Here is a 20873-nt window from a genome sequence, read left to right on the forward strand (position 1 = left end):
TAATGAAAACGCTGAAGAAAGTGGTCATAGCACCGGATTCTTTCAAGGAGAGCCTGAGCGCGCTGGAGGTGGCCGATGCGATTGAGCGCGGCTTCAGCCAAATCTTCCCGCAGGTGCAGTATGTCAAGCTGCCGATGGCGGACGGCGGCGAGGGCACGGTGGAATCGATGGTGGCGGCCACCGGCGGCGAAATCATCGAACTCGAAGTGACCGGGCCGCTGGGGCGGCCGGTGCGGGCGTTTTACGGCCTGCTGGGCGACGGCGAAACCGCGGTGATTGAAATGGCCGCCGCTTCCGGCCTGCATTTGGCGCCGAGCGGCCAGCGTGACCCGCGCATCACCACCAGCTACGGCACCGGTGAACTGATGCTGGCGGCGCTGGCGCACGGGGTGAAGGCGATCGTTCTCGGCATCGGCGGCAGCGCCACCAACGACGGTGGCGCCGGCATGATGCAGGCGCTCGGCGCCCGGCTGCTGGATGCGCAGCGTCAGCCGCTGTCGCCGGGCGGGGCGGCGCTGGCGCAATTGGCGCATATCGATCTGGCCGGGCTGGACCCGCGCCTGCGGCAGCTGAGCATCACCGCCGCCTGCGACGTCGACAATCCGCTGTGCGGCGAGCAGGGCGCTTCGGCGGTATTCGGGCCGCAGAAGGGCGCCACGCCGCAGATGGTGGCGCAGCTCGATGCGGCGCTGCGCCACTACGGCGAACTGATGGAGCAGGTTACCGGCCGCGAGATCGTCCGCCAACCGGGCGCCGGGGCGGCCGGGGGAATGGGCGCGGCGTTGCTCGGCATGCTCGACGCCCGGCTGCGGCCTGGCATCGAGATCGTGATTGAAACCCTGCGGCTGGAAGAGGCGGTGCGCGGCGCCGACCTGGTGATCACCGGCGAAGGTCGGCTGGACAGCCAGTCGATCCACGGCAAAACGCCGATCGGCGTGGCGCGGGTGGCCAAGCGCCACGGCCTGCCGGTGATCGGCATCGCCGGCAGCCTGGCGCCGGATTATCAGGTGGTGCACCTGCACGGCATCGACGCGGCATTTTCGGTGCTCGATCGCATCGTCACGCTGGAGGAAGCGCTGGCGGGCGCGGCGCGCAATCTGGAGGTCACGGCGCGCAACGTAGCGGCGGTATGGCGGCTGGCGCAGGGCTGAGGCCGAATGGCGCCGTCATGGGCGGCGCCTGTTGCTGATATCGGTTCCGACGAAGAGCTTTTCCGTTACAATAGACCGCATTAGTGGCTGTCGGCATCCTGACCCAGAACGGGATACCGGCCGGAAAGGAAACGAGAGGAACTGAGATGAAGCAAGAGAAACACGGCGTATTGCTGGTGAACCTGGGCACGCCAGATGCTCCGACCTCATCCGCGGTAAGACGCTATCTGAAAGAATTCCTCAGTGACGACCGCGTAGTCGATACCTCACCGCTGCTGTGGTGGCCCATCCTCAACGGCGCGATCCTGCCGATCCGTTCGCCGCGCGTCGCCAAACTCTATCAGTCGGTGTGGATGGAGGAAGGCTCGCCGCTGCTGGTATACAGCCGTCGTCAGCAGCGGGCGCTGGCGGCGCGCATGCCGAACACCCCGGTGGAGCTGGGCATGAGCTACGGTTCGCCAAGCCTGGCGGAGGCCATCGACAAGCTGTTGGCGCAGGGCGTGACCAACCTGGTGGTGCTGCCGCTGTACCCGCAATACTCGTGCTCGACCAGCGCCGCGGTATGGGATGGCGTGGCGCGCGTCCTCAAGGGGTATCGCCGCTTGCCGTCGATCGCGTTTATCCGCGACTACGCCGAACACCCGGCCTATATCGCCGCGCTGCAGCAGAGCGTCGAGCGTTCGTTTGCCGAGCACGGCCAGCCGGACCGGCTGGTGCTGTCGTTCCACGGCATTCCCAAGCGTTATGTGCGGCTGGGCGACGATTATTCGCAGCGCTGCGAAGATACGCTGCGGGCGCTGAGCGCCACGCTGCCGCTGTCGCCGGACCGGGTAATGATGACCTATCAGTCGCGCTTCGGCCGCGAACCCTGGCTGACGCCTTATACCGACGAAACGCTGAAAAGCCTGCCGGCGCAGGGCGTGAAGCATATTCAGCTAATTTGCCCCGGTTTTTCGGCGGATTGCCTGGAAACGCTGGAGGAGATCAAGGAGCAGAACCGCGAGATCTTCCTCGAGGCCGGCGGCGAGAAGTTTGAGTACATTTCCGCGCTGAACGACGAGCCGGCGCATATTGATATGATGCAGCAGCTGGTGGCGCAGCGTTTTTAATCACTAATAATCTACATAATTGCATTCATCATCATCAGGCAGGAATGTGTTAACATTCTCTGCCTGTTAACTGCCACAACCGCCAATCACATGAAATTTCCTGGTAAACGCAAGTCCAAACACTATTTTCCGGTGAACGCCCGCGATCCGCTTTTGCAGCAGACGCAGCCCGAAAGCGAGGTCAGCACCTCTTATGTCGTCGGCATCGACCAGACGCTGGTGGATATCGAGGCCAGGGTGGACGACGCTTTTGTCGAGCGCTACGGCCTGAGCCTGGGGCATTCGCTGGTGATTGAGGACGCCGTCGCCGAGGCGCTGTACCAGGAACTGAGTGAAAACAACCTGATCGCCCATCAGTTTGCCGGCGGCACCATCGGCAATACCCTGCACAACTATTCGGTGCTGGCGGACGACCGCTCGGTGCTGCTCGGCGTGATGTGCAGCAACGTCAAAATCGGCAGTTACGCCTACCGCTATCTGTGCAACACCTCGAGCCGCACCGACCTCAACTATCTGCAGGCGGTGGATGGCGCGATCGGCCGCTGCTTTACGCTGATTAACGAAAGCGGCGAGCGCACCTTCGCCATCAGCCCCGGGCAGATGAACCAGCTGCGGCCGGAAAGCGTGCCGGAAGAGGTGATTGCCGGCGCATCGGCGCTGGTGCTGACCTCTTATCTGGTGCGCTGCAAGGAAGGGGAGCCGATGCCGGCCGCCACCATGCAGGCGATCGAATACGCCAAAAAGCACGACGTGCCGGTGGTGCTGACGCTGGGCACCAAATACGTGATTGCCGACAACCCGCAGTGGTGGCGCGACTTCCTGAAACAGCACGTGTCGATTCTGGCGATGAACGAAGATGAGGCGCTGGAGCTGACCGGGCTGAGCGATCCGCTCACCGCCTCGGATATGGCGCTGGAGTGGGTGGATCTGGTGCTGTGCACCGCCGGGCCGAGCGGCCTGTATATGGCGGGCTACACCGAAGAGGCCAACAAGCGCGAAACCCAGCATCCGCTGTTGCCGGGGCATATCGCCGAATTCAACCGCTACGAGTTCAGCCGCGCCATGCGCCGCGAAAGCTGCGAAAATCCGTTCCGCGTTTATTCGCACATCGCCCCTTATATGGGCGGGCCGGAAAAAATCATGAACACCAACGGCGCAGGCGACGGCGCGCTGTCGGCGCTGCTGCACGATATCGCCGCCAACGGCTTCCACCGCAACAACGTGCCGAATTCCAGCAAGCACGTGCGCAGCTACCTGACCTATTCCTCGCTGGCGCAGGTGTGCAAATACGCCAACCGCGTCAGCTATCAGGTGTTGAACCAGCATTCGCCGCGGTTGACGCGCGGCCTGCCCGAGCGGGAAGACAGCCTGGAAGAGTCTTACTGGGAACGTTAAAAGCAAAAGGTCCGGCAAGCCGGACCTTTTTGATTATTGATTGCCGCTTCAGATCGGGCAGCCGCCCAATTTCTCTTCTTCGCTCAGCGTATCCAGCTTGAGGATATTCAGCATGCTGTTGGCTATCTCCCGTTCGCCCATCACCACCTGATTGGCGCCGCGATCGGAGATGTAAGACACCTCGTCGTCGTAGTGGGCGCGGGCGATGATTTCGATATTCGGCCGCTTGGTGCGCGCCGAGGCGACGATCTCGCCGGCTTCGTAGCCGTTCGGGATGGTCAGCAGCAGCCAGCGCGCGCAGTCCAGCCGCGCCAGGTCCATCACCTCGGGATTGGCGGCGTTGCCCAGCACCGTCTTGATGCCCTGTTCGCGCAGCGCCTCGACCCGCGGGCGGGAGTTCTCGATCACCACCAATGGAATGCCGGCCTCGGCCAGCTTGCTGCCCAGCAGGCTGCCCACGCGGCCATAGCCGACCACCAGCGCATGATTGCACATGTCGACCGGGATCTGCTTTTCTTCCTCCACCGCCTCTTCCAGGATTTGGTCTTCCATGGTTTCGGTCTTGGCCAGGTAACGCTCCAGCAGGGTGAACAGCAGCGGATTGAGCATGATCGACAGGATGGCGCCGGCCAGCACCAGATTGCGGCCGTGTTCCGACATCATGCCCAGCGAAATGCCCAACCCGGCGAGGATAAAGGCGAACTCGCCAATCTGCGCCAGGCTGGCGGAGATGGTCAGCGCGGTGCGTTTGGAGTGGCCGAACATCTTCACCAGCAGGAACGCGGCGGCGGATTTGCCGAACACGATGATCGCCAGCGTCGCCAGCACCGCCAGCGGCTCGTTGATCAGGATCATCGGGTCGAACAGCATGCCGACCGAGACGAAGAACAGCACCGCGAACGCGTCGCGCAGCGGCAGCGTGTCGTGGGCGGCGCGGTGGCTCAGCTCGGATTCGTTCAGCACCATGCCGGCGAAGAAGGCGCCCAGCGCAAAGGAGACGTCAAACAGCTTCACCGCGCCATAGGCGATGCCGAGCGCCAGCGCCAGCACCGCCAGGGTAAACAGCTCACGCGAGCCGGTGCTGGCGGTTTTCGACAGGATCCACGGCACCAGGCGGCGGCCGACCACGATCATCAGCGCGATAAAGGCGATAACCTTGCCGATGGTGATCGCCAGCTCGATCAGCAGTTGGCCGCTGCTGGCGTTGTCGTTGCCCATCATGTTGCCGAAGGCCGGCAGCAACACCAGCGTCAGCACCATCGCCAAGTCTTCGACGATCAGCCAGCCGATGGCGATCTGCCCGCGCTGGCTGTCGATCAGCTGGCGTTCCTCCAGCGCGCGCAGCAGCACCACGGTGCTGGCGGTGGACAGACAGAGGCCGAACACCAGCCCGGAGACCAAATCCCAGCCCAACAGCTTCGACAGGCCCATGCCGAGCAGGGTGGCGACGGCAATCTGCGCCACGGCGCCGGGGATAGCGATAGATTTTACTGCGAGGAGGTCTTTCAGAGAGAAATGCAGGCCAACACCGAACATCAACAGGATCACACCGATTTCCGCCAGTTCCGGCGCCAGTGAGGTGTCGGCGACGAAACCGGGGGTAAACGGGCCGGCGAGCACCCCTGCGGCCAGGTACCCCACCAGGGGGGAAATGCGCAGGCGGTTCGCCAGCATGCCGAGGAGGAAGGCCAATACTAACCCTCCGACAATGGTGGTGATTAGCGGTGTTGAATTATGCATCCAGACTCCTTCTAGCTATGCATCGCGGCAAGGGAGAAACGCAACAAAGTTACGAAAAGATACATTTAGTTTATTGCATTTGTTCGCGTCTTGCTTGGCTAAATTGAGCTTTTTTGTGAAAAGGCAGAGGATTTCACTTGGCGGGGGCCAATAAGGGGATTTACCACTATATAACTAAAATAACATTGATTTATCTGGTAGATAACCCGGGTGAATAATGTATTTCGCCCGGGCCGCCTGCGGGATTACTGCGCTTTATGGTCCATATTAGGCAATAGTGCGGTGATGATGCCGATTAACGGCAGGAAAGCACAGATTTGGTAGACCAGCTCGATGCTGGTCAAATCTGCGACATAACCAAGAACCGCCGCACCTAAACCGCCCATACCGAAAGCAAAACCGAAGAATAAACCGGAAACCATGCCGACTTTACCGGGGATCAGCTCCTGTGCGTAGACCAGGATCGCCGAGAAGGCCGAGGCGAGAATTACCCCGATGATCACCGTCAGAATGCCGGTCCAGTAGAGCGATGCGTAGGGTAAAATGAGCGTGAACGGCGCCGCGCCAAGGATTGAGCCCCAAATTACGTATTTTCTCCCTATCTTGTCGCCGAGAGGCCCGCCGATGATGGTTCCGGCCGCGACGGCGAACAGGAAGGCGAACAGGTGTATCTGGGCGTTCTGCACCGAAACGCCGAACTTATGTATCAGATAAAAGGTGTAATAGCTGCTGATGCTGGCCAAGTAGAAGTATTTGGAAAAAATCAGCACCAGCAGGATGCCCAGCGAGTAGGCGACCGTACGTTTTGGCAGCGCTTTCAACGCGGAAGGGCTTTTGGGCTGACCTTTCGCCGCCCGGTGCTGTTGCTGATACCATTTGCTGACCTGCAGCAGCACCACGATCGCCAGCAGCGCCGCCAGCGAGAACCAGGCGACGTTGCCTTTGCCGTAAGGGGCGATGATCAACGCCGCCAGCAACGGCCCGAGCGAGCTGCCGAAGTTGCCGCCGACCTGGAACAACGACTGCGCCAGGCCGTGTCGGCCGCCGGAGGCCATGCGCGCCACGCGGGAGGACTCCGGATGGAACACCGAGGAACCGGTGCCCACCAGCGCCGCCGCCAGCAACACCAGCGGGAAGGTGTTGGCGACCGCCAGCAGCAGCAGGCCCGACAGGGTGAAGCCCATGCCGATCGGCAGGGAGTAGGGCTGCGGGTGCCTGTCGGTGTAGTGACCGATCAGCGGCTGCAACAGGGACGCGGTCAGCTGATAGGTCAGGGTAATCATGCCGATCTGCACGAAACTCAGGTGGAAGTCGGCTTGCAGGATCGGGTAAATCGCCAGGATCAGCGACTGGATCATGTCGTTGAGCAGGTGAGACACGCTGATGGCGCCAAGGATGGAAAACGCGGTGCCTTTCACCGCACTGCCCTTGGCCGGCGGTGCAGCGCTTTGGCTACTGTCGGTCATATTATTATTAGCCTGATAAGTTGTTGAGTACCGAGTTGACATCTTAGGCAGCTTGTTCAATTTTTACCATATCCGAAATAATCTGACGCACATCGCAAAAATTTGAAATCAGATGTTATTGATTCGCGCTACAATTTCGGCCACATCAAAAAAGTCACTTAATTACACGGAGATCCGCCATGCGCTTTTCGCTGAAGACCACCGCATGCGCGTTGGCCGTTTCCCTGACTTTCCTGTCGGGAACCGCCAGTGCCTGGGAAAAGGATAAAACCTACGCCATCACCATCCTGCACACCAACGATCATCACGGCCATTTCTGGCAGAACGATCACGGTGAATATGGCCTGGGCGCGCAGAAAACGCTGGTGGACGGCATTCGCCAGGAAGTGGCGGCCCAGGGCGGCAGCCTGTTGCTGCTCTCCGGCGGCGACATCAACACCGGCGTGCCGGAGTCCGATCTGCAGGACGCCGAGCCGGATTTCCGCGGCATGAACCTGGTGGGCTACGACGCGATGGCGATCGGCAACCATGAATTCGACAACCCGCTCAGCGTACTGCGTCAGCAGGAAAAATGGGCGACCTTCCCGCTGCTGTCGGCCAACATCTATCAGAAAAGCACCGGGCAGCGGTTGTTCAAACCCTATGCGCTGTTCGACAGGCAGGGCATCAAGATTGCGGTGATCGGCCTGACCACCGACGACACCGCCAAGATCGGCAACCCGGAATTCTTCACCGACATCGAATTCCGCGTGCCGGCGCAGGAAGCGAAGCAGGTGGTGGAACAGCTGCGTCAGGACGAGAAGCCGGATGTGATCATCGCCGCCACCCACATGGGCCACTACGACGACGGCAACCACGGCTCCAACGCGCCGGGCGACGTCGAGATGGCGCGCAGCCTGCCCGCCGGCTACCTGGATATGATCGTCGGCGGCCACTCGCAGGATCCGGTGTGCATGGCCGGCGAAAATCACAAGCAGGTCGATTACGTGCCGGGCACCCCGTGTTCGCCGGATCGTCAGAACGGCACCTGGATCGTGCAGGCCCACGAATGGGGCAAATACGTCGGTCGCGCCGACTTCCAGTTCCGCAACGGCGAGCTGAAGCTGGTGCACTATCAGCTGATCCCGGTGAACCTGAAGAAGAAGGTGGAGAAGGCCGACGGCACCAGCGAACGCGTCTACTATACCCAGCGGATTGCGGAAGATCCGGGGATGATGAAGCTATTGACGCCGTTCCAGGATAAAGGCAAAGCGCAGCTGGAAGTGAAGATCGGCAGCGTTAACGGCAAGCTGGAGGGCGACCGCAGCAAGGTGCGCTTTGTGCAAACCAATCTGGCGCGGGTGATGCTGGCGGCGCAGATGGAGCGCGCCGACGCCGACTTCGCGGTGATGAGCGGCGGCGGGGTGCGCGATTCGATCGAAAGCGGCGACATCACCTACAAAAACGTGCTCAAGGTGCAGCCGTTCGGCAATACCCTGGTGCATGTCGATATGCAAGGCCGCGAGGTTGAGCGGTATCTGGCGGTGGTGGCCAATATGAAGGTGGATTCCGGCGCCTACGCCCAGTTCGCCAACGTCAGCCTGGTGGCGGACGGCCAGGGCGTGCGCAACGTGAAGATCAACGGCCAGCCGCTGCAGGCGGACAAAACCTACCGCATGGCGACGCTGAACTTCAACGCGCTGGGCGGCGACGGCTATCCGAAGCTGGATGGGCTGCCGAGCTACGTCAACACCGGCTTTATCGACGCCGAAGTGCTGAAGCAATACATTGAGAAACACTCGCCGCTGGACGCGGCGGCCTACGAGCCGAAGGGCGAGATCGTCTATCAGTAATGCCCACCAAGGCGGTTTATCTTGCCCGACGCGCGATAAACCGCCCGCTGTCGCCACCAAAAAATTGTTCGTCAGGCGGAGTGAAACGCCGCCGCCAACGCCTTCCTGTGATAGCCTGATAAATAGCGACGTTTTGATAAAGGAAACAGGAAGATAACATGTTGAAAACCGCAGGATGGCTGTTGCCCGCCATCATGATGCTGGCGGGGTGCTCCGCCTCCGGGCCTGGAGGCCAGCGCGGCCAAACCCTGAACGAGGCGCTGGCGGCCATCGGCCAGAATAAGGCGCTGGCGGGGGCTTCGAGCGGCATTATGGTGCGCGACGCCGCCAGCGGCAGCGTACTGTATCAGGCCGATGCCGATCGGCGTCTGGTACCGGCCTCCAACATGAAGTTGCTCACCTCTCTGGCGGCCTTTGGGGTGCTGGGCGCGGATTACCGTTTCGAAACCCGCGTGCTGACGCTGGGCAAACAGCGCGGAGACCGGCTGCTGGGCGATATTTATCTGCAGGGCAGCGGCGATCCCAGCCTGCATCCGGACGATATTGACGGGTTTGCCGCGGCGCTGGCGCAGCGCGGCATCAGGCATATCCACGGGCGTTTGATGCTGGACGCCAGCGCGTTCGATAACGCCCCCTTCGGCGCAGGCTGGAGCTGGGACGATGAAACCTTCGCCTTCGCCGCGCCGGTCTCGGCGCTGAACTATGCCTTTACCCCCGGCGGCGACATCAACGTGGTGCGCGTTGACGTGCAGCCGGGCAGCCGGCAGGGCGCGCCGGGCAAGGTGGCGTTTTATCCCGCCGCCAGCCCGGTGGAAATCGTCAATGACACCACCACCGGCGAGACGACTGCGCTGGCGTTCGAACGGCGGCCGGGCAGCAACCGGATTGTGGTCAGCGGTACCATTGGCATGCGGGCCGCAACGGATTCAAAACTTGTCACCATCGACGCGCCGGCCAAGGCGGTGGGCGCGCTGCTGCAGGCGGCGTTGCGCGCCCACGGCATTACGCTGAGCGGCGGGGTGGGCGAGGGGACGGCGCCTGCCGGGGCCTGGGCGCTGGCCGGCAAAACCTCGGCGCCGCTTTCCCGGTTGGCGGTCACCTTCCTGAAGGTGTCGAACAACGGCTATGGCGAGGTCCTCACCAAGGCCATGGGGCGCAAAACGCAGGGCAAGGGCGATTGGCCTGGCGGGCTGCGGGCGATCGGCCATTTTGTGCAAGGCTTGGGCGTTGACCCGGCGGCGTTTCGGCAGGTGGACGGTTCCGGGCTGTCGCGGATGAACCAGGTGACGCCGCATCAATTGACGACGCTGCTGCTGGCCGCCAGAAAACAACCCTGGTTTGCGGCCTGGCATAACGCCTTGCCCGTGGCGGGCGAACCGGGCCTGATGGTGGGGGGCACGCTGCGCAACCGCATGGTGAAGACCGCGGCCGCGGGGCGAGCCTATGCGAAAAGCGGTTCGCTGACCGGCGTGTCGTCGCTCAGCGGCTATGTCGATTCGGCAACCGGACGGCCGCTGGTCTTTTCCATCATCAATAACAACTACCTGACATCCGGCGCGGCAATCAAAGCGCTGGAGGACCGCATGGTGGAGACGCTGGCGGCCTGCGACGCCAGGGTAGTGTGCCGCTAAGCGGCGCGGGCGTGATTTAACGTCGGTCAGTCGCGCTTGGCGATGTCGGCGAAGCTGCCGGCCAACAGCCGGCACAGATCCTCGGCCGCCAGTTCGATATCGAGCCCGCGTTTGCCGCCAGAGACATAGATGGTGGCGAACGTTTGGGCCGGGCTGTCGATCACCGTCGGCAGCCGTTTCTTCTGCCCCAGCGGGCTGATGCCGCCCACCAGGTAACCGGTGACGCGCTGCGCCAGCTGCGGATCGGCCATGTCGGCCTTCTTGGCGCCGAGGGCGCGGGCGACCTTTTTCAGATCCAGCTGAGTGGCGACCGGCGTGACCGCCACCGCCAGGCGCTTGGCGTCGCCGTTCAGCGCCACCAGCAAGGTTTTATAGACCCGATCGGCATCCAGCCCCAGCTTGCGCACCGCTTCGTCACCGAAGTGGGTTTCGTCGCTGTCGTGGTGATAGGGATGAAGGGTAAATGCGACCTGTTGTTTTTCGAGCAGAACCACTGCGGGCGTCATGATGTTTTTTCCAAAATGTCCCCGGCGAGGGGGCTTGCGGCGGTAAAGGGTAAAAATACAAAAATAGCGTCCGGTCGGCAAGCTGGGCGGCTGTTACATAAAGCGAGTTGCCAAGGTGTTCACCGGGTTGCTACCCTGTCTCTTGTAACCGTTAACACGGTTGCTATGCGTATAACTAGAATACAAGAAATTCCTCTTTGACTGGCCAATAGCGATATTGGCCACTTTTTTATGGCTGCGGCTGCAGCATCGCCGGCAAGTTATCCTCGCCGTACAGATGCAATGCGCCTACCGCCACCACGTAGTCGCCGGCCGGCAACGCCTCGAGCTTTTGCCGCCAGTCGCGGTTGCGTTGATGCATCAGCACATCGTACAGCCCGGCGCTGAAGGTGGCGGGCAGCGTTTCCAACCCGCCGCTGGGCTTGGCGTCGAGCCACCAGCTCACCATGGTCTGCAGCAGCCGCGCATTGGTGTGCCAGTGCTCCAGCGTATCGCGCAACAGCGCGATGCCGCCTTCCGGCAGCTGTTCCAGCATCGCCAGCTGCTGCTGCGCGCCTTCCAGTTCTATCACCTTTTTGTCCTGCGCCCTGGCCGCCTGCAGCAGCTGGTAGTCCACGCCGTACTCGGCGCGCAGCCCCAGCCGCTGAGCCTGGCGCGCCTGCATCATCAGCGCCACCTGCCAACCCGGCAGGGTCGAGAACGACCGGGCGTCGGCGCCCAGCTCCCGGCACAGCGCCAGCAGCCGGTGGAATTCCTCGCTGGACAGGCGCTCTTCAAGCGTCGGCTGCAGTTCGGCATGGTCGAACGGCGAGGCGGAGCCGGTGATGTCGGCCTCGACGATCAGCGCGTCGGCCTGCTGCAGGCGAGCGGCCAGCCTGGCCGGCAGCGGCGACATGTCCACCGTGCCCATATGAATGCTGCCGACCAGATGCAGCCGACGATCGCCCGGCAGGCTGATGTCCAGCGCCGGGTAGGCATAGCGCATCGGGGCGATCAGGCCGAGAAAGGCGGCGATGCGGCGTAACAGTTGACCCATACGGCGTGGCTCCTGAATAACGTGTTCGCCTTTCGGGGGGAAAGGTGAGGGCATATCGACAACCCCATGCTAAACGCTATCCGCCGCACAAGAAAGCCTGAAGAGTGAAGCAATTATGTCAAAACGAACGGGGCGCCACAGCGGCGCCCCGGGAGGGTTACCCTTTGGGTTTGAAGCGCAGCAGCCGGTTGGCGTTGCTGACCACGGTAATCGAGGACAGCGCCATCGCCGCGCCGGCCACCACCGGGCTGAGCAGGGTGCCGGTCAGCGGATACAGCAGGCCGGCGGCAATCGGGATGCCCAGGCTGTTGTAGATAAACGCCCCGAACAGGTTCTGCTTCATATTGCGCAGCGTCGCTTTCGACAGCTCCACCGCGTCGGCCACGCCGTGCAGGCTGTGGCGCATCAGGGTGATCGCGGCGGTTTCGATGGCGACATCGCTGCCGCCGCCCATCGCGATGCCTACGTCGGCCTGCGCCAGCGCCGGCGCATCGTTGATGCCGTCGCCGACCATCGCCACGCGCCGCCCCTGCGCCTGCAGCCGTTTGATCGCTTCCGCCTTGCCGTCCGGCAGCACGCCGGCGATCACCCGGTCGATGCCGGCCTCTTTGGCGATGGCGTTGGCGGTCAGCGGATTGTCGCCGGTCAGCATCACCAACTGGTAGCCCTGGCGGTGCAGGCGTCGCAACGCCTCAACGCTGTCGCCGCGCAGCGGATCGCGGATGGCGAACAGCGCCGCCGGTTGGCCGTCGGCGGCCAGCAGCACCGGCGTCACGCCGCGTTCGGCCTGGTTGCGCATCTGCGCTTCCAGCGCGCCGATGGCCACCTGATGCTGCTGCAGCAGCGCGGCGTTGCCCAGCAGCAGCTTCACGCCGCCCACGTCGCCGCTGATGCCGGCGCCGCGCAGGGTGCGGAACTGCTCCACCGGCGGCAGCGTCTGCCCGGCGGCGCGTTCGACGATGGCGCGCGCCAGCGGGTGGTTGGAGCCCTGTTCCAGCGCGGCGGCCCAGCCGAGCGCCTGCTGTTCGCTGACCTGATTGAAGGTCAGGATCTCCACCACCTGCGGGCGTCCTTCGGTCAGGGTGCCGGTTTTATCGAACACCAGGGTGTCGAGCTGGCTGGCCTGCTGCAGCGCGTCGGCGTCGCGCACCAGCACGCCGAACTCCGCCGCCCGGCCGACGCCGGAAATGATCGACATCGGCGTCGCCAAACCCAGCGCGCAAGGACAGGCGATGATCAGCACCGTGGTGGCGATCACCAGCGTGTAAACCAGCTGCGGCTGCGGGCCGAAGAAGTACCAGAGGGCGCCGCTGAACAGCGCGATCGCCACTACCGTCGGAACGAACACCGCCGAGATGCGGTCCGCCAGCTGGCCGATTTCCGGCTTGCTGCTTTGCGCCTGCCGCACCAGCTTGATGATGCGCGCCAGGGTGGTTTTGCTGCCGATGGCGGCGGCGCGGAACAGCACGCTGCCGTCGTCCACCACCGTACCGGCATGCACGGTATCGCCCGCGCCTTTCTGCTGCGGCACCGCTTCGCCGGTCAGCATCGCTTCGTCGAGCCAGGCTTCGCCCTGCACGATCTCGCCGTCGACCGGCACCCGATCGCCGGTGGTCAGGCGCAGCGTCATGCCCAACTGCACCTCCGCCAGCGGAATATTGCGCTCGCCGTCGTCGGTCACCCGCCGGGCGGTGGGCGGCGTCAAATCCAGCAGCCGCTCCAGCGCCTGCGAAGAACGCTGGCGCGCCCGCTGCTCCAGCGCGTGGCCGAGGTTGATCAGGCCGATGATCATCGCGCTGGCCTCGTAATACAGGTGTCGCGCCTCCATCGGGAAGAAATCGGGCCAGATATTGACGCCGATCGAATACAGCCAGGCGGCGCCGGTACCCAGCGCCACCAGGGTATCCATGGTGGCGCTGCCGTTCATCAGCGCGCGCCAGGCGTTACGGTAGAAATGCCCGCCGGCGAACGCCATCACCGCCAGCGTGATAATGCCGACCACCAGCCACGGGCGCTGGGTTTCCGGCGTCAGCGACATGCTGCCGCCGAACAGCCCCCAGGCCATCAGCGGGATGCCCAGCGCCAACCCCAGCGCCGCCTGCCAGCTAAAGCGCTTCATGTTGGCGCGCGCGGTCTGCTGCTGGCGTTCGCGGCGTTCGGTTTCGTCCTGGATCATCTCGGCGCCGTAGCCGGCTTTTTCCACCGCCGCCACCAGCGCCTGCGGATCGGCGCCGCCGGTCACCAGCGCGCTGCGCTCCGCCAGGTTGACCCGCGCCTGCTCGACGCCGGGCACCCCCTGCAGGGCGTGCTGCACCTTGCTGACGCAGCTGGCGCAGGTCATGCCGCTGAGCAGCAGCTGCACGCTGTCGTCATCGCTGTCGGTTGCCGGAAGGGAAGGCTGTGCCGCTGGCTGAACGTCCGGCAACTCAGGGGTTGCTTCAGTCAACGGCTCAGATTTTGGGGCGATGGCGCCCGCCAGGCTGGCCTGATAGCCGGCCCGCGCCACCGCGGCGATCAGCGCCTGCGGTTCGGCCTCGCCATAGATTTTGGCGGCGTCGAGGCTGACGTCGGCGGCGATCACGCCCGGCACCGCTTCCAGCGCCTTGCGGGTGCTGCCGACGCAGTGCATGCAGCTCAGGCCGCTCAACTGCAGCGCGGTATCGGGCCGCTGCGCGATTTCGGCCTGATAGCCGGCGGCGGCCACGCTGTCGATCAGCGCGCTGTCCGGCGCGTCGCCGGTCACCTTGGCGTAATGCACGTTAACCTCGGCCTGCTCGACGTCGCTGCGGCTTTCCAGGGCCTGTTTCACCCGCTGCGCGCAGTTCATGCAGGACAGCCCCTGCAATGCCAACACGGTAGTTTGTGACATGATTCGATTCCTCGCTCAAGGGCGGTGTTTAAAGGTTGACCGCTTGACCCATTTTCACTAAGAATGAAGCTTAAACCTTCCAGCAAGGGGAAGGTCAAATAAATATCTCTACGTCATTCACTGTCGACCTTGTTACCTTTTAAAGCCCGCCAGAACTGGAACCACACCCTTTACCATTCTACTTTTGTCTACTGAGATTGCCCCTATGGAGGATCACCGGTTCATCACGCCGGGTATCGGGCGGGTAAAGTTCGGTTAGGCGAGATACTTACAATGGTTTTTTTAAAAGGAGCATAGGGGAGTACAGCAACCGGTGAGTTTGGTTGCTGTATTTAAGATAATGGGGGTTATTTTTTTACTGGCTTTGGCGGCCATTCTCCGCCGTGTTTGATTAAGGTTGTTTTGATTTCTTCCAGTTTATCCCAAGTTTCCGTCCCTTCTTGGGTTCGGTTAATAAAACGTTGTAACTGGTTGCCCATTGTCCAGCCTGAGTTGCCTTGTATACTACTGTCAGCCCCTTTGTCTAGCAGGTAAATAACATGGTCATAGGCTCGGGAATCAAGGGCGTCAATAAGCAATGAATTACCTAATGAATTTTTGGTGTTAATATCGGCGCCGTATTCCAGCATGACTTTGAGTGTCTCGATGTTTTTGGCTTTGAATGCTTCAAATATAATGGGCTGGTTGTGAACTTTATCCAGCGCATTAGGCGATAGCCCGCCGTCTAGCATCGCCTTGATCCAGATGCCATCATCGGCTTTCAGCATAAATTCTGCTGGACAGCTTCCTCCATTTGGACGGGGTTGCAACGGGTCGGCCCCAGCTTTGACTAATGCTGTAATGATCCGCAAGTACTCTGGCGTCTTTTTTTCGAAGATTGCATTGTTGAGCGCCCAGAATAACAGCGTTATGTCTTCTTTCGCCGGACGGTTAAGCTCCTCCTTGCTGAAGGTCGGAAGTATTTTTTTTAATGTTGCTTCATCCCCGTGATAAATCACTTCGGCAATAGTTAACTGCTTACCTTCAAAATAATCCTGCGGTTTCAAATCCATACCCTCTTTACATCCTTGTAGTATTAACACTGAAAATAACATTACTGCAATACTGATTAAATTTTTCATATCCGGCCTTTAATGGTGGCTATATCATCGTCTTTCTGTTCTTCAATGCAGTTAATTGCTTGGTCGATACCGTGCTTATCTAACAGGGAGCCAGCTCCGCCGGGAAGAGCATACGTTATCCCTGCGGCGTTAGGGGTGTTTACGGAAACAGCTTCTTTGGCCGCGAGAGCAAAAAGATTACCTTTTACGAGGCGATAATCAGCCGGTAAATTCACTTCCTGAATTGTGGTGAGTAATTCATTTTCGACGCGGTAAGCGTGGATATTGCTGGTGTCGCCGAGCCGGCTACCACTGTACATTTCTACGGTGTTTTTATGCAGCCCGGCGGCGTTGAAGGTCCACGCGGGGTTACCGCTGGCAATGGACGCGGCGGACGCCATTCCACCACCTAGCGAATGCCCGGCAATGTCAACGTCAGGATACTTCGATATACTATCGCCAATCTCAACAGCACGTTTATAGTATTCGGAGTGCATTCCGCCTCCTTGAGTCAGGTTATTACTCCAGTCTGCAAAGTTCTTGATGTCCGGTGTATCACCTTTGGCGAGTGCCATGGCGGCATCCTTGAGGCCGGGAAATTCCGGAGCTCTGGATCCCCGAAAAACGACGGTTGGATTCATCGCCTTGCCAAAGATCTCTTCATCCGGCTGGTACACGCGGGCCAAAAAATCAGGTGAAAGATCGTCGTCATAAAGCATTTTACTGCTTAACCCCATTTTATTCAGACTGGCCTCATTGTTGCTGATGTCTTTCCAGCCTTCGGGCACATTTGGCACTGTCTGTAACGGGCCGGTGGTTTTGTAGATGTTTTCCGCTAGTTTGGCTTTTTCTACGGCGATGTTGTTATCGGCCAGCCGTTGTGCGGCAATACGGGCATCGGGGTAGATACTGCGTTTCCCGCGTCCAATCAGGTATTGCCGTTCTTGCCAGCGTTCGGCCTTGGTCATGGGACGCATTGCTTGCAAGGTTGCCGTTACTGTTGCAGCCGCCGTAGCAATCGCCTGTTGCAGTGGCGGGCGGCGGGTGATGTTCTGACGTGGGGGGAGTACTGTGGGCTTGGGGCGTTGCCCGTAGCGGTGTACCATGTCTTCATAGCGTTCGATGACGTGTGCTACAGGGTATAGCGCAGGAAGGTGGGAGCCGGGATAGCGTTGCAGCTTGCCGTCGGCGTCGATGTAAAAAACATGTTTTGCAGATGACCACGCGCCGAAGCTATTGCCAATAGCAAGCAGACTTCCCTGGTTTATATCGTCAAAGACGGCCCTTTTCATTTGGGTGTCCTCTTGGTAGCTTGACACACCGATGCCGGATTGAGTGTTGCGCGTGATATGCCGTCGGCTGCATATTGACATGCCAGCGGTACCGCCAAAGAGATAACCTCGACTTAATTCATATCGCGCATCGTGCGGTGAGAGTATTCGTGAGAATTTTTCTGGCTCTAGTGCATCTGAAATTAAATAAATTAACCGCAAAATTTCAATCCCTTGATAGATAGTGGTTTTAATGGTTATAACGAAACAAACGCGAAGTTACAATGTTCATGCCGCAGAGACTGTGGAAGGTCTCCTGTAGCGTTTCGTATTTGGGCGAGTTAATGAAAATACGCGGCGCCATATTTGGAGGTCTTTATGGGGACCTTTAAAGTATCTAAATTTATTATTTGATTTAAAATCAATTGGTTGATGGTTAATGGATCTTCCGGCAAGGGGAAGGTCAAGGAGCGAAAATGAATATCAGCGACGTGGCGAAAAAAACCGGTTTAACCAGCAAGGCGATCCGTTTTTATGAAGAGAAGGGGCTGGTGACCGCGCCTATCCGCACCGATAACGGCTATCGCAGTTATTCCGCCAAGCATATCGAAGAGCTGACGCTGCTGCGCCAGGCGCGGCAGGTGGGTTTTAATCTGGACGAGTGCCGCGAACTGGTGGCGCTGTTCAACGATCCGGCCCGCCACAGCGCCGACGTGAAGACCCGCACCCTGCAGAAGGTGGCGGAAATCGAAAAGCACATCGGCGAGCTGGGCGAGATGCGCCAACGCCTGCTGGCGCTGGCGGAACAATGCCCGGGCGATGACGGCGCCGACTGCCCGATCATCGATAACCTGGCGGGTTGCTGCCGGCAGGCTTAACGGCTGACGGCGCGGATCACCAGGGTGACGCCTTCTACGGCGATCACTTCCACCTCGGTGCCGACCGGCAGATCTTCAGTGGCCTGCGCGCGCCAGCTGCCGTCGCCGATGTTGATGCGCCCCATGCCGTTGTGCATCGCTTCGGTCAGGGTGGCGCGGGTGCCGATCAGCTGGCGGTTGCGCTGGTTCAGCACCTGCGAACCGCTGGCGGCGGCGGCCGGCCGCCGACGCAGCCAGTACCACCACAGATAGGCGACCAGCACGGTCAGCGCGGCGAAGATCGCCCCCTGCCATGCCCAGGGCAGCTGCGGCAGCAGCCAGACCAGCGCCCCGACGAGCAGGGCCGCCACGCCGCTCCACAACAGATAGCCGCCGGCCCCGAGCATTTCCGCCGCCAGCAGCACCCCGCCGAGGGAAAGCCAGAACCCGTGCGGATTTGCCGCAATGAGCTCGACCATGGTTATTTGCCCTTGCTTTCTTTCAACAGCTCGGCGATGCCGCCGATGGAGCCGAGCAGGCTGCTGGCGTCCAGCGGCATCATCACCACCTTGCTGTTATTGGACGAACCGATCTTCTGCAGCGCATCGGTGTATTTCTGCGCCACGAAGTAGTTCACCGCCTGAATGTTGCCGCTGGCGATAGCGTCGGAAACCAGCTGGGTGGCGCGCGCTTCGGCTTCGGCCGCGCGTTCGCGCGCCTCTGCCTGCAGAAACGCCGACTGCCGCTCCCCCTCGGCCTTCAGGATCTGCGACTGTTTGTCGCCTTCGGCGCGCAGGATCGCCGCCTGACGTACCCCTTCGGCCTCCAGAATATCGGCGCGTTTGGTACGCTCGGCCTTCATCTGGGCGTTCATCGACGCGATCAGCTCGGCCGGCGGGCGCACGTCGCGGATCTCGATGCGGGTGATTTTGACGCCCCAGGGATTGGTGGCTTCGTCGACGATGTGCAGCAGGCGGCTGTTGATGCTGTCACGCTGCGACAGCATTTCGTCCAGCTCCATCGAGCCGAGCACGGTGCGGAAGTTGGTCATGGTCAGGTTGACGATCGCCTGCTCGAGGTTGCTGACCTCGTAGGCGGCGCGCGCCGGATCGACCACCTGAATGAAACACACCGCGTCGATGGCGACGTTGGCGTTATCGCGCGAGATGATTTCCTGCGAAGGAATATCCAGCACCTGTTCCATCATGTTGATCTTGCGGCCGATGCGGTCCATAAACGGCACCACCAGATTGAGGCCGGGCATCAGCGTTTTGGTGTAGCGGCCGAAGCGTTCCACCGTCCATTGGAACCCCTGCGGCACAATTTTGACGCCGGCGAACACCACGATCAGCGCGACGACAATCACGATCGGAATAAAAGTAAACATGGCAAACCTCCTGTCAGACATATGTAAACGAATATTACGCCAGCGGCCGGGTAAAGACTAATCATTCAGGGGGGAGTTGGCGGTGAATATGCCAAATTGGCATGTTTCCAATAATTTTAATTCATTTCATGACGTTGTCCGGCTTGGTTAGAGTAAAAGTCTCGCCGCTTTTAACTTCAAATATTTGTCATTTTTATTTGCGACTATGCTTTTTGAAATGACATCTCGCGCCAAGGATTGTTATGGATTCGATCAGTGTTGATGAACTCGCCTCAAAAAAAGATCGCTGGTATCGCATTGTGGAAGAAATGCTGGCGGAAGCCGGCGTCGCCATCAACGGCAATCGCGCCTGTGACATCCGGGTGCATAATCCCGCGCTGTTCAAGCGCATCCTGCAGGAAGGCTCGCTCGGCTTTGGCGAAAGCTATATGGACGGCTGGTGGGACTGCGATCGGCTGGATGCGTTATTCACCCGCATATTGCAGGCCGGCGTCGATGAGCGGCTGCCGAAAAGCCTGAGCGACATCGCGCGCATCGCCTATGCCCGGCTGTTCAACCGCCAGTCGCGCAAACGCGCCTGGCAGGTGGGCAAAGAGCATTACGATATCGGCAACGACCTGTTTCGGGCGATGCTCGATCCCTATATGCAATATTCCTGCGGTTACTGGAAAGAGGCCCAAACGCTGGAGCAGGCGCAGCAGGACAAGCTGAAGATGATCTGCGAGAAGCTGCAGCTGAAGCCGGGCATGTCGCTGTTGGACATCGGCTGCGGCTGGGGCGGGCTGGCGCAGTATGCGGCGCAGCACTATGGGGTTTCGGTGCACGGCGTGACCATTTCGGCCGAGCAGCAAAAGCTGGCGCAGGAACGCTGCCGCGGGCTGGACGTCGAGATCCTGCTGCAGGATTATCGCGATTTGAACCGTCAGTTTGACCGCATCGTTTCGGTCGGCATGTTCGAACACGTCGGGCCGAAAAACTACGACACCTACTTCAGGGTGGCGGCGCGCAACCTGAAGCCCGACGGCCTGTTCCTGCTGCACACCATCGGCTCCAACCAGACCGATCTCAACGTCGACGCCTGGATAGACAAATACATTTTCCCCAACGGCTGTTTGCCGTCGGTGCGGCACATCGCCGAAGCCAGCGAAGGGCGTTTCGTGATGGAAGACTGGCACAATATCGGCGCGGATTACGACCGCACGCTGATGGCGTGGCTGGCGAATTTCAAGCGGGCGTGGCCGGCCTTGTCAGGGCGCTATTCCGAACGCTTCGAGCGGATGTTCACTTACTATCTGAATGCCTGCGCCGGCGCGTTTCGCTCGCGCAACATTCAGCTGTGGCAGGTGGTGTTCAGCCCGAAAGGTATAGAAGGCGGTGTTCGGGTTTACCGCTAATCCCCTCGTCTTTCCCGCCGCATCGTTGTTGGCTGCACGTTCGAACCCTGGTCACTTAGTTATCTAAGCTCCCAGGGCTTCTCGCGTTTGCCGCCTAGATGCGACGAAAAATCCATTGGGGATGGCGGG

16 protein-coding genes are annotated in these 20873 nt (G+C 60.7%); 7 read left to right on the forward strand and 9 right to left on the reverse strand.

Translation table 11 applies throughout. From position 1 onward, the window contains the following. Window positions 1-2: 2 nt before the first annotated feature. From D7I37_RS12615 to D7I37_RS12625, 3 genes are all read left to right on the forward strand, one after another. The gene (locus tag D7I37_RS12615; RefSeq protein ID WP_129543746.1) at window positions 3-1151 is read left to right on the forward strand and encodes a glycerate kinase; all 1149 of its coding nucleotides are present in this window, start codon (window positions 3-5) and stop codon (window positions 1149-1151) included. A gap of 146 nt (window positions 1152-1297) precedes the next feature. Continuing rightward, window positions 1298-2260, forward strand: a complete 963-nt coding sequence (gene hemH, locus D7I37_RS12620; RefSeq protein WP_129543747.1) for a ferrochelatase — start codon at window positions 1298-1300, stop codon at window positions 2258-2260. Between the two features lie 90 nt (window positions 2261-2350). Further along, window positions 2351-3655, forward strand: a complete 1305-nt coding sequence (locus D7I37_RS12625; RefSeq protein WP_095096082.1) for an inosine/guanosine kinase — start codon at window positions 2351-2353, stop codon at window positions 3653-3655. Between the two features lie 48 nt (window positions 3656-3703). Here D7I37_RS12625 and ybaL read toward each other — a convergent pair whose 3' ends face one another. Continuing rightward, window positions 3704-5395 (reverse strand): YbaL family putative K(+) efflux transporter, encoded by a 1692-nt coding sequence (ybaL, locus tag D7I37_RS12630; protein WP_061799414.1) that lies wholly within the window; start codon window positions 5393-5395, stop codon window positions 3704-3706. Between the two features lie 245 nt (window positions 5396-5640). Continuing rightward, window positions 5641-6861 carry an MFS transporter gene (locus D7I37_RS12635; protein WP_095096085.1) on the reverse strand — a complete coding sequence of 407 codons (1221 nt, stop codon included), beginning with the start codon at window positions 6859-6861 and terminating at the stop codon, window positions 5641-5643. Window positions 6862-7040: 179 nt separating this feature from the next. Between D7I37_RS12635 and ushA the strand changes: the two genes are divergently transcribed. Both ushA and dacB read left to right on the forward strand, forming a co-directional pair. Continuing rightward, a complete protein-coding gene (gene ushA / locus D7I37_RS12640; RefSeq protein ID WP_061799417.1) occupies window positions 7041-8693 on the forward strand; it encodes a bifunctional UDP-sugar hydrolase/5'-nucleotidase UshA in 1653 nt (550 codons plus the stop codon). Between the two features lie 158 nt (window positions 8694-8851). Then, window positions 8852-10324 carry a D-alanyl-D-alanine carboxypeptidase/D-alanyl-D-alanine-endopeptidase gene (dacB, locus tag D7I37_RS12645; RefSeq protein WP_061799420.1) on the forward strand — a complete coding sequence of 491 codons (1473 nt, stop codon included), beginning with the start codon at window positions 8852-8854 and terminating at the stop codon, window positions 10322-10324. Between the two features lie 26 nt (window positions 10325-10350). On the opposite strand, the gene ybaK is transcribed toward dacB, so the two are convergent. From ybaK to D7I37_RS12670, 5 genes are all read right to left on the reverse strand, one after another. Beyond that, the gene (gene ybaK, locus D7I37_RS12650) at window positions 10351-10830 is read right to left on the reverse strand and encodes a Cys-tRNA(Pro)/Cys-tRNA(Cys) deacylase YbaK (RefSeq protein WP_061799422.1); all 480 of its coding nucleotides are present in this window, start codon (window positions 10828-10830) and stop codon (window positions 10351-10353) included. Between the two features lie 229 nt (window positions 10831-11059). Continuing rightward, a complete protein-coding gene (locus D7I37_RS12655; protein WP_061799423.1) occupies window positions 11060-11866 on the reverse strand; it encodes a TraB/GumN family protein in 807 nt (268 codons plus the stop codon). A 157-nt stretch (window positions 11867-12023) separates the two neighbouring features. Next, window positions 12024-14735, reverse strand: coding sequence for a copper-exporting P-type ATPase CopA (gene copA, locus D7I37_RS12660; protein WP_061799424.1), 2712 nt, complete (start codon window positions 14733-14735; stop codon window positions 12024-12026). A 347-nt stretch (window positions 14736-15082) separates the two neighbouring features. Then, window positions 15083-15856, reverse strand: a complete 774-nt coding sequence (locus D7I37_RS12665) for an ankyrin repeat domain-containing protein (protein ID WP_095096094.1) — start codon at window positions 15854-15856, stop codon at window positions 15083-15085. Then, complete coding sequence (locus D7I37_RS12670) at window positions 15853-17328, reverse strand: phospholipase (protein ID WP_095096096.1); 1476 nt, start codon at window positions 17326-17328, stop codon at window positions 15853-15855. Before D7I37_RS12670 ends, D7I37_RS12665 begins: the two co-directional genes overlap by 4 nt. 254 nt (window positions 17329-17582) lie before the next feature. On the opposite strand from D7I37_RS12670, the gene cueR reads away from it, so the two are divergent. Then, complete coding sequence (gene cueR / locus D7I37_RS12675) at window positions 17583-17984, forward strand: Cu(I)-responsive transcriptional regulator (RefSeq protein WP_061799427.1); 402 nt, start codon at window positions 17583-17585, stop codon at window positions 17982-17984. On the opposite strand, the gene D7I37_RS12680 is transcribed toward cueR, so the two are convergent. Together D7I37_RS12680 and D7I37_RS12685 are read right to left on the reverse strand one after the other, a co-directional pair. Beyond that, window positions 17981-18442 (reverse strand): NfeD family protein, encoded by a 462-nt coding sequence (locus D7I37_RS12680; RefSeq protein WP_129543748.1) that lies wholly within the window; start codon window positions 18440-18442, stop codon window positions 17981-17983. The two genes, cueR and D7I37_RS12680, sit on opposite strands and share 4 nt — an antisense overlap. A 2-nt stretch (window positions 18443-18444) precedes the next feature. Next, on the reverse strand, window positions 18445-19350 hold the full coding sequence (locus D7I37_RS12685; RefSeq protein WP_061799430.1) for an SPFH domain-containing protein: 906 nt from the start codon (window positions 19348-19350) through the stop codon (window positions 18445-18447). Window positions 19351-19592: 242 nt separating this feature from the next. On the opposite strand from D7I37_RS12685, the gene cfa reads away from it, so the two are divergent. Further along, a complete protein-coding gene (gene cfa / locus D7I37_RS12690) occupies window positions 19593-20744 on the forward strand; it encodes a cyclopropane fatty acyl phospholipid synthase (protein WP_129543749.1) in 1152 nt (383 codons plus the stop codon). The last annotated feature ends 129 nt before the right edge of the window (window positions 20745-20873 follow it).

The organism is Serratia sp. 1D1416, assembly GCF_003641105.1.
Taxonomy (GTDB): Bacteria; Pseudomonadota; Gammaproteobacteria; order Enterobacterales; family Enterobacteriaceae; genus Serratia; species Serratia ficaria.

What these genes read in the sequence shown, in the direction of transcription:
- D7I37_RS12655 (WP_061799423.1), bottom strand. Translation starts at nt 11,866, where the DNA reads ATGGGTCAACTGTTACGCCGCATCGCCGCCTTTCTCGGCCTGATCGCC.
- ybaL (WP_061799414.1), bottom strand. Translation starts at nt 5,395, where the DNA reads ATGCATAATTCAACACCGCTAATCACCACCATTGTCGGAGGGTTAGTA.
- cueR (WP_061799427.1), top strand. Translation starts at nt 17,583, where the DNA reads ATGAATATCAGCGACGTGGCGAAAAAAACCGGTTTAACCAGCAAGGCG.
- D7I37_RS12615 (WP_129543746.1), top strand. Translation starts at nt 3, where the DNA reads ATGAAAACGCTGAAGAAAGTGGTCATAGCACCGGATTCTTTCAAGGAG.
- D7I37_RS12685 (WP_061799430.1), bottom strand. Translation starts at nt 19,350, where the DNA reads ATGTTTACTTTTATTCCGATCGTGATTGTCGTCGCGCTGATCGTGGTG.
- ushA (WP_061799417.1), top strand. Translation starts at nt 7,041, where the DNA reads ATGCGCTTTTCGCTGAAGACCACCGCATGCGCGTTGGCCGTTTCCCTG.
- copA (WP_061799424.1), bottom strand. Translation starts at nt 14,735, where the DNA reads ATGTCACAAACTACCGTGTTGGCATTGCAGGGGCTGTCCTGCATGAAC.
- D7I37_RS12680 (WP_129543748.1), bottom strand. Translation starts at nt 18,442, where the DNA reads ATGGTCGAGCTCATTGCGGCAAATCCGCACGGGTTCTGGCTTTCCCTC.
- ybaK (WP_061799422.1), bottom strand. Translation starts at nt 10,830, where the DNA reads ATGACGCCCGCAGTGGTTCTGCTCGAAAAACAACAGGTCGCATTTACC.
- D7I37_RS12665 (WP_095096094.1), bottom strand. Translation starts at nt 15,856, where the DNA reads ATGAAAAATTTAATCAGTATTGCAGTAATGTTATTTTCAGTGTTAATA.
- dacB (WP_061799420.1), top strand. Translation starts at nt 8,852, where the DNA reads ATGTTGAAAACCGCAGGATGGCTGTTGCCCGCCATCATGATGCTGGCG.
- hemH (WP_129543747.1), top strand. Translation starts at nt 1,298, where the DNA reads ATGAAGCAAGAGAAACACGGCGTATTGCTGGTGAACCTGGGCACGCCA.
- D7I37_RS12635 (WP_095096085.1), bottom strand. Translation starts at nt 6,861, where the DNA reads ATGACCGACAGTAGCCAAAGCGCTGCACCGCCGGCCAAGGGCAGTGCG.
- D7I37_RS12625 (WP_095096082.1), top strand. Translation starts at nt 2,351, where the DNA reads ATGAAATTTCCTGGTAAACGCAAGTCCAAACACTATTTTCCGGTGAAC.
- cfa (WP_129543749.1), top strand. Translation starts at nt 19,593, where the DNA reads ATGGATTCGATCAGTGTTGATGAACTCGCCTCAAAAAAAGATCGCTGG.